Raw genomic sequence first — 13,166 nt, 5'->3', positions numbered from 1 at the left:
ATTGCCGCTTTTGGCAGAAACCGTTACCGGGGTTTTCTGCGGATGAGTTGCGGTGATGGGGGAGACTTGCTCCATGAAGTGGTTCGGTAGCCGGCAGAAGGCCGGCACGATGCGCAGGTCGGACACGCCCGACCAGGCGCACCTGCGGGAGTTCGCCCTGACTCGCCAGGGAGTGGAGGGTTTCGTCGAGCCACGCACTGCCGTGACGGAGTACACGATGGTTCTGGTCGCGGTCGACGGCGAGTGGACCCGCCGTCGCGTGCCGTCGGTCCAGTGGGCACACAACTTCGCCAACAAGCTGGGCATCCCGTCGTACGACGCCGCCGTGGTCGGTTACCCACCGCGGATGCGCGAGTACAACGCCCGGATGAAGAAGCAGGGCCTGATCTAAAGCCGGCGTGGTCTAAAGAAGGGGAACACGCTCACGCACCCCGGCAACGACGCCGGAGTCCACGACCGCGTGCAAGATGCCGGGTGTGTGGTCGAGACGGACCGCAGTGTGGCCCAGGGGAGTGGTCAGGCTACTGCGGCCGATGCCGAGTGGGTCCGTGCCCTGCGGTGCCGTGTAGGCCTGGTCACACGCCAGCAGCCACGCCTGCGCGTCCGCGGCCCGCGCCCGGGTCAGCAGGTCCCACTGCTCTTCCTTGCCCGGTCCAGCTCCCCAAGACGCCGGTACGACGATCAGCTCGGCACCGAGTCGACCCAGCGCACTGAACTGATCAGCGAACCGCAGGTCGTAGCAGGTGGCCAGTCCGATCGTCACGTCCCGGTAGGTGAAGCTCACAAGCTCGTTGCCTGGAGCAACCGTGTCCGACTCGCGCGACCCGAACGCGTCGTACAGGTGGATCTTTCGGTACGACGCCTCCACGCCCGGCCCGGTCGCGAGCAGCGTGTTGTGCACCCGTCCATCCGACGACGGCTCGAAGAGTCCGGCGACCACGACGATCCCGAGGTCGGCCGCTACCTTGCGCAGTCCGGTCGCGAACGGTCCGTCCAGCGGCTCGGCGACACTGAGCAGGTCGGTGCCGAAGCAGGCCAGCGTGGCCTCGGGCAGGGCGACGAGTTCGGCTCCGCCGTCGGCTGCTCGCCGGACGGCCTCTGTTGCGGCCGCCAGGTTGGACACCGGGTCGGGGCCGGTGGTGAGCTGGGCCGCAGCCACGCGTAGATCTGTCATCAGGACCTCCGTGCCTGTATACATTGAGTATGCAATTGAGTGGGGATTCCGGCCGGGACCGTGCGTACCAGTACCTGCGCGGCACTGTGCTCAGCGATCCGGCGGTGTCGGGGACGTTCATCAACGAGCAGGCGGTCGCGACCGAGGTCGGCATCTCGCGGACCCCGGTCCGCGAGGCGCTGCTGATGCTGGCCGCCGAGGACCTGGTGCAGCTCGTCCCGCATCGCGGGGCGTTCGTCGCGCCGGTTCCGGGGCGCGAGATCGCCGAGATGATGCAGGCCCGCGGCGTGATCGAGACCTGGGCCGCGACCACGTCGCTCGCGGCCGGTAATGCGCCGGTGGCCGCCATGGCCGCCGTACTGGAGCAACAGCGCGCGATCGTCGAGCGTGGTGATGCGAAGGAGTTCATCGAGCTGGACAGTCAGTTCCACGCGCTGCTCGTCGCAGCGGCCGGCAACTCCGTGCTCGGCCGGCTCTACGACAACCTGCGCGCCAAGCACGTGCTGCTCGGCATCGTCGCGCTGCAGCGCAGTGAGACCCGGCGGCAGGAGGTCCTGGTGGAGCACCAGGCCATTGTCGACGGTCTGGCCACCGGTGCGCCCGAGGCGGCCGAGAAGGCGATCCTCGGCCACCTGCACACGACAGCCTCCATCCTTATGCACGGCTGACTGCAAGGTCCTCGTCGTCGACCACGGCGCGGCCGAGTCGCAGGCCGACCAGCGTGATCACACAGGCCACCACGATGTACAGCGCGATCACGTAGCCGGTCCCAGCCTTGGCGAGGAAGTACGTGAAGGCCAGCGGCGCCAGTGCGCCACCGATCACCCCGGCGAACGTGTAGGCGAGTGAGCTACCGGTGTAGCGCAGCCGCGCTGTGAACTGCTCAGACACGAACGCAGCCTGCGGTCCGTACATCAGTGAGTGGAACACCAGCCCGACAACCACACCGAGCACCAGAGTCCCCAGCGACGACGCGATAGCGAAGAACGCCACGCTCCACACCGCTCCGCCGACCGCACCGATGCCGTAGATCAGCCGACGTCCGTACCGGTCGGACAGGTAGCCGGAGAACGGGATCAGCCCGACCTGACAGGCGGAGCCGATCAGTACGGCGGTCACCGCCTGGCCGCGACTCATGTCCAGCTCTTTGGTCGCATAGGTGAGCACGAACACGGCGAACATCGCGTAGAGCACGTCCGGTCCGACCCGCACCAGGATCGCGGCGATGAGCGGCCGGCGCTGCGTCCGCAGTACCTCGGTCACCGGAGCGGTCGGCCGGTCCCCACGGGCCTCCAGCTCCTTGAACACCGGAGTCTCCTCCAGCTTGGACCGAATCAGCAGGCCAAAAGCAACCAGTACGGCGGACAACAGGAAGGCGACTCGCCAGCCCCAGCTGAGGAACTGTGCCTCGGTCAGCAACCCAGCCAACAGAGCCAGTACGCCGTTTGCCAGTAGGGTCCCGAGCGGTGGGCCGACCTGGGCCGCAGATGCCCAGAACCCGCGCTGCCCAGCCTGACTGAACTCACTGCTCAGCAGGACCGCACCACCCCACTCGCCACCAACACCGACACCCTGCGCAAAACGCAGCACTACAAGCAGTGTCGGCGCCAGTGCGCCCGCTTGGGCGTGGGTCGGCAGTAGACCGATGCAGAAGGTGGCCACGCCGATCAGGAGCAGTGTGGCGACCAGCACGCGCTTGCGGCCGATCACATCACCGAGTCGCCCGAAGATGATGCCACCGAGCGGCCGGGCGATGTAGCCGACGGCGTAGGTCCCGAAGGCCTGCAGAGTGCCGGTCAGTGGCTCGCTGCCGGGAAAGAAGAGGTCGCCGAAGACGAGAGCGGCTGCGGAGCTGTAGACGGCGAAGTCGTACCACTCGAGCGAGGTGCCGGACAGGCTCGCGGCGAACGCCTTGTAGAGGCCGCGGCGCTCCGGGGCGTCAGTGGTGGGGCTGGACATCGGGTGGACCTCCTTGGGGGATTGCTCCATACTCGTTGTATACGACGTGTTCACGCAAGCTCTCGGAGCAGAAAATCGGAGGAACGCCGATCATGAGTCAGACGCTGCGCTTCGCCCTACCCACCGGCAGTGAGCGGGAGATTACCGTCCGCTACGCCCTGAATGCCGGGTACGCCGGTCGCGACACCGAACAGGTTCAGCACCACGTGGACGAGCTGGCCGAGCTCGGCGTCCCGGCGCCGTCCCGGATCCCGACCCTCTATCCGCTGTCGGCGTCCCTGGTGGGCCGGCCGGAGGTCGTCCAGGTCGCGCATGCCAAGACATCCGGTGAGGCGGAGTGGGCGCTGGTCGTCGGCGACACGCCGGAGGACCTGCTGCTGACGGTCGCGTGCGACCACACCGACCGCGCGCTCGAGGTGCACGGTGTTGCCTGGAGCAAGCAGTCGGCGCCGGACGTGCTCGGTGACGTCGCTTGGCCCCTCAAGGACATCGAGAAGGAGCTCGACCGGTTCACGCTCAAGGCGTGGGTCCGGCACGGTGACACCGAGGAGCTCATCCAGGACGGAACACTCGCGCAGCTGCTGCCCCCGTCGTACTGGATCAAGGAGCTCGGCGACCGGCTGGTGCCGGGCACGGTGCTGCTCAGCGGCACGATCCCGATGATCGCCGGTGTCGACCAGTTCGCCGACGCGTGGCGGGTCGAGATGGCCGATCCGCGGGGTGTGACCAGCCGGATCGTCTACAGCGTCGAGCAGCTCGCCGAAGCCTGGTCGTGAAAGCGGAGCGCGAGTTCTTCCCGACCGGTCAGCTGCCGTGGATGGTTGCCGACGGCATCGAGCAACGGGTGTTGAGCACCGCACCCGACGGCACCCTGACGAGGCTTGCCCGGTGGCCGGCCGGTACGACGTCCGGGGCCGAGGTGATCAGGCACGAGTACGTCGAGGAGGTGTACCTGCTCGAGGGATCGCTGACCGATCTCACCCTCGAGCAGACCTTCCACCCCGGCGACTACGCGTGCCGGCCGCCGGGGATGCCGCACGGCCCGTACACCACGGCCGACGGCTGTTTGATGCTCGAGATCCGCTACTCAGCTCGCTGAGGCAGCGAGCTCGACAAGCGTCCGTACGGCGTAACCCGTGCCGCCGTTCGGCGTGTAGCCGGAGGCGGAGCCGTCGTTGAAGGCCGGGCCGGCCACGTCGAGGTGCACCCAGTCGATGCCTTCGGCAACGAAGTCGCCGAGGAATGCGGCGGCGGCGAGCGCACCGCCCCAGGGCTCACCGGTGATGTTGGCCAGGTCGGCGACCTTCGAGTGCGACTTCAGCTTGTCCAGCATCTCGCTCGGGATCGGCAGCGGCCACATCGGCTCACCGGCCGCGACGGCGGCGTCGACGACGCGGTCCCGGGCGGTGTCGGTGTTCGCGAAGGCGCCGGCCACCTTGGTGCCCAGGGCAACGACACAGGCGCCGGTCAGCGTGGCGACGTCGACGATCAGGTCGGGCTGGTCCTCGGACGCGCGCACCAGGGCGTCCCCGAGTACGAGCCGGCCCTCCGCGTCCGTGTTCAGCACCTCGACGGTCTTGCCGCCGTACATGGTCAGGACGTCGGACGGGCGCGCGGCCGAACCGGACGGCATGTTCTCCGCCATCGCCGCGTACGTCGTCACCTGGACCGGCAGCCCGAGCTTGGCGATCGCCAGCGTGGCACCGATCACGGCGGCGGCGCCGGCCATGTCGGACTTCATGCTGATCATGCCGTTGGCCGTCTTCAGGGAGAGGCCGCCGGAGTCGAAGGTGATGCCCTTGCCGACGAACGACAGGTGCGTCACCGGCTTCTTCGGCGTGTAGGTGAGCCGGACCAGCCGCGGCGGGTTGGTGGAACCCTGGCCGACGCCGAGGATGCCGCCGTACCCGCCCTTGGCCAGGGCCTTCTCGTCGAGGACCTCGACCTTGACGCCGTAGTCCTTGCCCAGCTTCACCGCGTGCGCGGCGAACTCGACCGGGTGCAGGTCCGACGGCGGGGTGTTCACCCAGTCGCGGACGAGCCGGATCGCCTCGGCGGTGACCTCGGCGCGCTCCAGCGCGGCCTTGGCCTCCTTGGTCCGGGCCAGTTCCGTCAGCACGGTGACCGCGCCGGCCTGGTCGGCCGAGCTCTCCGACTTGTACGTCGTGAAGGAGTAGCGGCCGAGCAGCGCGCCCTCGGCCACCGCACGGACGCACTCGGCGTCCGGCGTCGGCAGGGCGAAGGCGACCGACTGGGTCAGCTTGGCGGCCCGGACCGCGGTGCCGGCGGCGGTCCGCAGGTCCTCGGTCTTCAGCGTGCCGTCGGGGGCCTCGCCGAGTCCGACGGCGATCAGCATCGCCGACTTGCCCGGCTTCGGGCCGGGCACCTTGGTCACCTCACCGGTCTTGCCGGTGGCGCCCAGTCCGGACAGCACCTCCACCAGTTGCCCGCCGTACGCGGCGTTGAGCGACTCGGTGCCGGCCGGCAGGGTGACGGCGCCGTCGAGTTTGACCACGCCGATGACCACTGTGTCGGTTTTGACACCGGCAGCATCGGACTTGCTCAGGGTGATGGTGCTCACGAAATTCTCAGTCCTCCTTGACCGGTGCGCGGATGGCCGGTCGTGACGGTACGTGAATACTGCCTTCGCATGCTACGCGTCAGGTAGCTTGCCCTCCATGACCGGTTCGCCAGGATTGAAGAAGTCGCCGTTGCACGAGCGCCATGTCGCGCTCGGAGCCAAGTTCGCCGAGTTCGGTGGCTGGGAGATGCCACTGGAGTACTCCGGCGTGGTCGCGGAGCACACCGCGGTCCGGACGTCGGTGGGCGTCTTCGACGTGAGCCACCTGGGCAAGGCGACGGTCAAGGGGCCGGGCGCCGCCGCGTATGTGAACGCGTGCCTGAGCAATGACCTCGGCAAGATCACGCCGGGCCAGGCGCAGTACACGCTGTGCTGCAACGAGCGTGGGGGAGTGGTCGACGACCTGATCGCCTACCTGCACGCCGACGACGACGTGTTCCTGATCCCGAACGCCGCCAACACCGCCGAGGTCGTGCGCCTGCTCGAGGCGGATGCGCCGGACGGCGTTGTGGTGAAGAACACGCACGACGACTACGCGATCCTCGCCGTACAGGGCACCAACAGCGATGACGTGGTCGCAGCCATTGGTCTGCCGACCGGCCACGACTACATGTCCTTCGCAGTCGCCGACTTCGCCGGTACGCCGGTAGTGGTGTGCCGGACTGGTTACACGGGCGAGCGGGGGTACGAGCTCGTCGTACCGAATGCTGCTGCGGTCGGGGTGTTCGACGCGTTGCTGATGGCCGGCGAGCAGTACGGGATCGTCCCGGCGGGCCTGGGCGCGCGAGACACGCTGCGAACCGAGATGGGCTACCCGCTGCACGGCCAGGACATCTCTCCGGACATCACTCCGGTGCAGGCGCGGTCCGGCTGGGCCGTGGGCTGGAAGAAGGAGCACTTCTGGGGCGACACGGCCCTGCGGGCCGAGAAGGAGGCAGGCCCGGCGCGCATCCTTCGCGGCCTGCTGGCCGTCGGCCGGGGCATCCCGCGACCGCACATGTCGGTCTCGGACTCGTCCGGTACCGCACTGGGTGAGGTCACGTCCGGCACGTTCTCGCCGTCGTTGAAGAAGGGCATTGCCCTGGCCTTGCTGGACGCCACGGTGAAGGAGGGTGACCAGGTGACTGTCGACATCCGTGGCCGTCAAGAGACCTTCGCCGTCGTGAAGCCACCCTTCGTCACCGTCAACGTACGGGAGGGCTGATTCAGCCCCAGTCCCAAGCTCTCGTCATGACTCTGCCTTTCCGATCGGGGCGGTAAGGCAGAGCCTGGGGCAGGCCTGTTACCAGGCACCTACCATGAGTCAGTGGAATTCCGCTTGCTCGGCTCGGTCCAGATCTGGTCGGGTGGCGACCAGATCCTCCTGAAGCGCCGCCAGGAGCGGCTGCTGCTCGCTGTTCTGCTCCTGGAGCCAGGCAAGGCGGTGTCCGCAGACCGGCTGATGGAGCTGCTCTGGCCTGAGGCGATGCCTACTAACCCGCGGCGGGCGCTGCAGGTCTACATCTCTCGTCTGCGCACCGTGCTCGACGTTGAGCTCACCAGCGGCCGGGACGGGTATGCCATTCAGGCGCCGCCCGGAGCTACCGACATAGAGCAGTACCGGACACTGGTTGCGCAGGCTCGGCGTCAGGACGACCTGGAGCAGCGCAGCAAGCTGCTGACCGATGCTCTGGGACTGTGGCGTGGACCTGCGCTGGCGGACGTCAGCACCGAGGACGTGCGCCAGCGACTGTGCGGGGGACTGGAAGAAGAGCGCTGGGCGGCAGAGGAGCTGCTGCTCTCGACCGAGCTCGCGCTGGGCCACCACCAGGAGCTACTCCCGCGTTTGGCCGACCTGACCGCGGCTCAGCCCACCCGCGAGACCTTCGCGACCGCCTCCATGCTGGCGCTCTACCGGTCCGGTCGGCAGGCCGACGCTCTGGCTGTCTACTCCTCTCTTGTACGGCGTCTGGACCAGGAGCTCGGTCTGGAGCCAGGAGCCGAGGCGCGTGACCTTCAGGTCGCCATCCTGCGCCAGGACCCGTCGCTGGACATCGCGGTTCCCTCAGCGGTGCCGCGGGAGCTCCCGGCGGACATAGGCCTCCTGGTCGGGCGGGACGACGTACTGGACGAGCTGTCGGCCGTGCTGGCCGGCCCGGTGCGGTCCGGCATACCGGCTGTTGTCTGTCTGTATGGGGCGGCGGGGACCGGGAAGTCTGCGGCGGCGGTCCGGCTGGGGCATCGGCTGGCAGATGCGTTCCCGGACGGCCAACTTTTTGCCCGTCTGCAGGACGTGAACGGGCAGAGCCTGCCGGACGGCACGATCCTTGGGCAGTTGCTGCGCTCGCTCGGAGTCGATGGCTCAGAGCTTCCCGAGTCGCTCGAAGAGCGCTCTGCTCTGTTACGCAGCCGCCTGGCCGACAAGTCGGTCCTGCTCGTCTTCGACGACGCCGTGGACGCCGGACAGCTCCGCCCACTGCTCCCAGCTGGGGGTGCCGTCATCGTCACCTCCCGCCGCCCGATGCTCGGCCTGGAAGACGCCACGCACCGAGAGCTCCTCCCACTCTCCGACGAGACCAGCGCAGAGCTCCTCGGCGCAGTCTCCGGCCTAGGCGCTGCTGACGTGGCCGACGTAGTCCCGCATTGCGCAGGCCTCCCACTAGCCCTCCGCATCGTCGGCGCCCGCCTCGCCCTCATCCACGAGCCCGTAGCCGAGGTGGTCCGAACCCTCGCCGACGAGTCCCAGCGCCTCGACTACCTGATAGCCGGCGACCGAGCCGTCCGCGCCAGCCTCGACCTGACCCTCACCATCGCCACCCCCGAATCCCGCCAGCTCTTCGCCGCCCTGTCCTTGGTCGGTGCCGACGAGTTCGCTCCCTGGGTCGCGGCTCCCCTCCTCGACACCGATGAGGTGACGGCTGCCGCCGTACTGGAGAACTTGGCCGCCCTCGGCCTCGTCCAGCTCCGTCGCGTCAGTCCACCGCGCTACGGACTGCACGGCTTGGTCCGCGCTCGCGCACTCGAGCTCCACACCCAAGAGCCGGACCGAGCAGACACCGAGCGGCGCTACGTCCAGACCGTGCTCCGCCTGGTCACGATCGCCGACGAGCACATCGATCACGGCGTGACTCGCTCGGGTGCGGGTCCTGACCTCGGCGGCCGCGAGTTACCGGCTGCCGAGCCTGCGGCCCGCTCCGGGGCCGCCTGGCTTGATACCGAACTTCCGGTGGCCCGATCGGCGGTCGAGTTGGCAGCCGGGGCATTCCCGGAAATCGCGGCTGAACTCGCGGTGCGGATGGCCGGGTACCTCTCGGTCCGGGACGAGCGGGAGTCGCGCGAGCGGGTCCTGCTGCTGGGCCGGGACGGGGCCATCCGGGCCGGCGCGACCACTGTGGAGGCTCAGCTCGATCGCGCGGTCTACGCCGCTGTTGCGCAGGCGGATCTCACAGACGCGGAACGGCTCGCCGCCTTGTCGCGGCGGGCGGTCGAGTCGGCCGAACGCTCCGGAGTACCGGAGTTGATGGCTGCAGCCCTCGCACAGGCGGCGAATACGGCGAGCGTGGCCGGTGACTATGACGAAGGCATCCGGCTGGCTTTCCGGGTGCTGAAGCTGATCGACCGGTATCCGGAGCTCGAAGGCCAGCGAGCGAGGGTGTTCGACAAGCTCGCGGCTGCGTTCCAGCATCTCGGCCGGATCTCCGAGTCCATCCCGATGCGGCGCGAAGCCTGCCGACTCAGCCAGCAGGGAACCCGGCTGCACGCCATTCGCGTGGTGCTGATGGTGGAGACGCTGCAGGCCGACGCCGACCTCGGAGCGGCGTATCAGGACGAGATGGCGGAAGCGCTGGCCGAGGCCCGCGAGATCGTCGAGCGGATCGGCGACGAGCTCGGCAGCGCGCATGTCGACAACCTGGAGGCGTGTGCGCTGATCCTGTCCGGCGACCTGTCGCGCGCGGGCGCCGTGATCAGCCGGGCGGCCGAGATCTTCGAGCGCCGACCGGACGACTGGGGCGAGGCGATGAACGCCATCGCGCGGTCCCGGTTCGAGCTTGCCGCCGGCCGTCCCGGCGAGGCTCGCCGGGTGCTGGCCGAGGTGATCCGGAAGGCCCCCGAAAGCGGCTTCGTGCGCGACGACCTGATGTACCAATGGCGGCTGCTGGGGTTCGGATCCGGACCTTTGCGATAGGACCGGCCGGTGCCGCCGGATTGTTACATTCTGTTATTTTGTGGCACAAATTGGCCACTGTCGGTGCTGTGCCGACGCGTTTCGCGAAGGATTGACTGCGGATAGTCACCATTGAAGGCAAATGTTCCGGTCGAGTACCCGTTCCGGTAACGATTTGTGCACTGCTGTCGAGCACCGCTGGTTTGGTGTCACAGTGTCAGGCAGGCTAGCGCGCGGCTGGGGGGTTTACCGGTGTCAAGGGGATTTGACGCAGGCCCTTCCAGCGAGCGAATGTTCGGCACGATCTACAGACCGCGCCGGACTGACGGACCACCACAACCATCCGGCTGACAGAGCTGACGGAGCGCGAATGAGCATTGGGTCACCCGACTCGACCGTAGGGATCGAGGACCACCCGGCCTCTGCGGAGCCCGAGCGGGCCAAAGGTGTCGCGCACGGTAAGTCGCCGACCCGGATCGCGATGGACCGGCTCCGCAAGGACAAGGTCGCGCTCGTCTGCGCCACCCTCGTGCTGCTGTTCATCCTGGTCGCGATCTTCGCGCCGGTGCTGGCGAAGCTCGAAGGTTCGGACATCGCGAAGTTCAACCCGGACCTGATCGACGCCTACGGCTTCCCGACCACCGGGCCGACGGCCTCGCACTGGTTCGGCGTCGAGCCGAAGACCGGCCGGGACAACTTCGCCCGCTGGGTGTACGGCGCTCGGCCGTCGCTGATCATCGCGTTCGTGGCCACGGTCTTCGGGACCGTCGTCGGGGTCGTGATGGGCCTGCTGGCGGGCTTCCTCGGCGGCTGGGTCGACCGGGTCATCTCCTGGCTCATCGACTTCGTGCTGAGCCTGCCGTACCTGCTCTTCGCGATCGCGATGGTGCCGATCGTGGAGTCGCTGCGCGGCGGTTCGTTCAACCTCACCCCTTCCCAGCAAGCGTCGATCAGGTTCTTCGTCCTGATCTTCGTGCTGTCCTTCTTCGGATGGGCGGGCCTGGCCCGGATCATCCGTGGTGAGGTGCTCTCTCTGCGCGAACGCGAGTTCGTGCTGGCTGCCAAGGCGATCGGGGTGCCGACGCGGCAAGTGTTGTTCAAGGAACTGCTGCCGAACCTGGTGGCACCCATCGTCATCTCGGCCTCGCTGGCGCTGCCGGCGTATGTCACTGCGGAGGCCGGGTTGTCGTTCCTCGGTGTTGGTCTGATCGAGCCGGTCCCGTCCTGGGGCCAGACGATCGCCACCGCTACGAACTGGTTCAAGGCTGACCCGATCTATCTCTGGCTGCCGGTGCTGGGCATCACGATTCTGGTGCTCGCACTCGCGCTGCTGGGCGACGCGGTCCGCGACGCCTTCGACCCGAAGACCCGCCGGTAGCCCGGCGTTGCCCCGAGCGGCAGAAAAGGAGAAACACGACAATGCAGTGGAAACGGATCACCGCGGTGGCGGCGACGGTCATGCTGGCCGCCGTGGCCTGCGGCAGCCCGTCGTCGAACAGCGGCACCGGCAGCAGTAGCAACGCCGGTCCAGGCGGCGCCCAGGTGAAGGCGGTCGACCCGACCGCCAAGGGCCCGGCCAAGCCGATCGACGGCGCGAAGACCGGTGGCACCATCACTGTCCTCTCGGACGTCACGCCGGACACCTTCGACCCGACGAACATCTACTACGTCGACGGAAACCAGATCGGCAAGCTGATGTACCGGGCGCTGACCCAGTACAAGCTTGACCCGACCTCGGGCAAGCCGACGCTGGTTCCTGACCTGGCCGAGGACCTGGGTACGCCGTCGGCCGACGGCCTGACCTGGACGTTCAAGCTCAAGCAGGGCATCAAGTACATGGACGGCACGCCGGTCAAGGCCGCCGACTACGCGTACGCGATCAAGCGTTCCTTCGCGCACGACCTGTACGACGCCGGACCGACGTACCAGCTGCAGTTCTTCAAGGACGGCGACAAGTACAAGGGCCCGTACGCCGCCGGTGGCGAGAACTACTCCGGTGTCGAGACGCCGGACGACAGCACCCTGGTCATCCACCTGGCCAAGAAGTTCAACGACCTTCCGTTCTACGCGGCGTTCCCGATGTTCACGCCGATCCCGCAGGCGAAGGACACCAAGAAGAACTACGAGCAGCACCCGATGACGACCGGCCCGTACCAGGTCGCGTCGTACACCTCGGGCAGCGAGCTGAAGCTGACCAAGAACACCAACTGGGACCCGAACACCGACCCGGTGCGTTACCAGTACCCGGACGGCTTCGACTTCAAGTTCGCCCAGGACACCATCAAGGTGCAGCGGCAGGTGCTGGCCTCGGCCGGCCCGGACGCCAGCGCGCTGAACTACAGCAACCTGGACGTCAGCCTCTACCCGGAGCTGAAGGACCCGTCGCAGCTGATCAAGGGCGCGTCGCCCTGCACGATCACCTGGCCGATGGACACCCGGAAGATCCCGCTCGAGGTCCGCAAGCTGATCGTCAAGGCCTTCCCGTTCGACTCCTGGCGCAAGGTCTCCGGCCAGGCTCCGGACAGCTCGTTCCCGGCCTCGACGATCCTGCCGCCGGCTGTTCCCGGCTACGAGAAGTACGAACTGCCGGGCATGAACGGCACCGGCAAGGGTGCTGAGGACGACGCCGTCGCCGCCGAGGTCAAGTCGGAGCTGGAGAAGCTGGGCAAGTCCGGCTTCGAGCTCAGCTGGTACTTCTCCAACGACGACAAGATCGCCACTCAGGTCAACCAGCTGCGTACGCAGGTGTACACGAAGGCGGGCTTCAAGGTTAAGGCCACCGGTGTGCCGAAGGCGCAGATCCGGACCCTGACCGGCGACCAGAACGCTCCGGTCAACATGGGCAAGACCCCCGCGGGTTGGTGCTCCGACTGGCCGACCGGTACCAGCTGGTTCCCGGTTCTGTTCAAGTCCGACGCGATCGCGCTGGGCAACAGCATCGGCCAGCTGTCCGACAAGGCGCTCGACGCCGAGATCGACCGGGTCGCGGATCTTGACCCGAACGCCCAGCTGACCGAGTGGTCGAAGGTCGACAAGAAGATCCTGCAGGACTACCTGCCGCTGGTGCCGCTGTACTACTCCGGTAGCGCCTTCCCGGTCGGTAAGAACATCGGTCACGCCGTCAACGACATGACGCAGGGCATGCCCGAGTTCACGTCGCTGTACCTGAAGCAGCCGTAACCGGTTCGCTGACGGATCTCGCTTGATCTGAAAGAAGGGTGGTGGGTGGGGGGACAGGAAAAACCCCCCCCCCACCACGACCAGCACAGAGGCCACGTCCCCCCTTTCTTGCGTTCTCTTCCTTTCGC

Annotated in this window: 11 protein-coding genes; 8 read left to right on the top strand and 3 right to left on the bottom strand. The window is 67.7% G+C overall.

Features of this window, described 5'->3' with window-relative positions:
* The first annotated feature begins 73 nt into the window (after window positions 1-73).
* Window positions 74-391, top strand: coding sequence for a hypothetical protein (locus ACFVWG_RS37860; RefSeq protein WP_391548324.1), 318 nt, complete (start codon window positions 74-76; stop codon window positions 389-391).
* A 12-nt stretch (window positions 392-403) separates the two neighbouring features.
* On the opposite strand, the gene ACFVWG_RS37855 is transcribed toward ACFVWG_RS37860, so the two are convergent.
* A complete protein-coding gene (locus ACFVWG_RS37855; RefSeq protein ID WP_391548323.1) occupies window positions 404-1,174 on the bottom strand; it encodes a carbon-nitrogen hydrolase family protein in 771 nt (256 codons plus the stop codon).
* A 29-nt stretch (window positions 1,175-1,203) separates the two neighbouring features.
* Between ACFVWG_RS37855 and ACFVWG_RS37850 the strand changes: the two genes are divergently transcribed.
* On the top strand, window positions 1,204-1,842 hold the full coding sequence (locus ACFVWG_RS37850) for a GntR family transcriptional regulator (RefSeq protein WP_391548322.1): 639 nt from the start codon (window positions 1,204-1,206) through the stop codon (window positions 1,840-1,842).
* Here the strand turns inward: ACFVWG_RS37850 and ACFVWG_RS37845 are convergent.
* Window positions 1,829-3,163, bottom strand: a complete 1,335-nt coding sequence (locus ACFVWG_RS37845) for an MFS transporter (protein WP_391548321.1) — start codon at window positions 3,161-3,163, stop codon at window positions 1,829-1,831. The genes ACFVWG_RS37850 and ACFVWG_RS37845 overlap by 14 nt on opposite strands.
* 62 nt (window positions 3,164-3,225) lie before the next feature.
* On the opposite strand from ACFVWG_RS37845, the gene ACFVWG_RS37840 reads away from it, so the two are divergent.
* Both ACFVWG_RS37840 and ACFVWG_RS37835 read left to right on the top strand, forming a co-directional pair.
* Entirely contained in the window at window positions 3,226-3,909 is a 684-nt protein-coding gene (locus tag ACFVWG_RS37840; RefSeq protein WP_391548320.1) for a DUF2848 domain-containing protein, read from the top strand.
* Window positions 3,906-4,232 (top strand): cupin domain-containing protein, encoded by a 327-nt coding sequence (locus tag ACFVWG_RS37835; protein ID WP_391548319.1) that lies wholly within the window; start codon window positions 3,906-3,908, stop codon window positions 4,230-4,232. The genes ACFVWG_RS37840 and ACFVWG_RS37835 overlap by 4 nt, the downstream gene beginning before the upstream one ends.
* On the opposite strand, the gene ACFVWG_RS37830 is transcribed toward ACFVWG_RS37835, so the two are convergent.
* Window positions 4,221-5,714 (bottom strand): leucyl aminopeptidase, encoded by a 1,494-nt coding sequence (locus ACFVWG_RS37830; protein WP_391548318.1) that lies wholly within the window; start codon window positions 5,712-5,714, stop codon window positions 4,221-4,223. The two genes, ACFVWG_RS37835 and ACFVWG_RS37830, sit on opposite strands and share 12 nt — an antisense overlap.
* A gap of 97 nt (window positions 5,715-5,811) precedes the next feature.
* On the opposite strand from ACFVWG_RS37830, the gene gcvT reads away from it, so the two are divergent.
* The 4 genes from gcvT to ACFVWG_RS37810 all read left to right on the top strand — a co-directional run bounded on the left by gcvT (window position 5,812) and on the right by ACFVWG_RS37810 (window position 13,038).
* Window positions 5,812-6,918 (top strand): glycine cleavage system aminomethyltransferase GcvT, encoded by a 1,107-nt coding sequence (gene gcvT / locus ACFVWG_RS37825; protein ID WP_391548317.1) that lies wholly within the window; start codon window positions 5,812-5,814, stop codon window positions 6,916-6,918.
* 102 nt (window positions 6,919-7,020) lie between these two features.
* The gene (locus ACFVWG_RS37820) at window positions 7,021-9,879 is read left to right on the top strand and encodes a BTAD domain-containing putative transcriptional regulator (protein ID WP_391548316.1); all 2,859 of its coding nucleotides are present in this window, start codon (window positions 7,021-7,023) and stop codon (window positions 9,877-9,879) included.
* A 349-nt stretch (window positions 9,880-10,228) separates the two neighbouring features.
* Window positions 10,229-11,236 (top strand): ABC transporter permease, encoded by a 1,008-nt coding sequence (locus ACFVWG_RS37815; protein WP_391548315.1) that lies wholly within the window; start codon window positions 10,229-10,231, stop codon window positions 11,234-11,236.
* 41 nt (window positions 11,237-11,277) lie between these two features.
* Window positions 11,278-13,038, top strand: a complete 1,761-nt coding sequence (locus ACFVWG_RS37810) for an ABC transporter substrate-binding protein (protein ID WP_391548314.1) — start codon at window positions 11,278-11,280, stop codon at window positions 13,036-13,038.
* Window positions 13,039-13,166: the final 128 nt, after the last annotated feature.

Origin of the sequence: Kribbella sp. NPDC058245 (assembly GCF_042882005.1) — a bacterium.
Classification (GTDB): domain Bacteria; phylum Actinomycetota; class Actinomycetes; order Propionibacteriales; family Kribbellaceae; genus Kribbella.
This window is presented reverse-complemented; position numbering and strand designations above follow the sequence as displayed.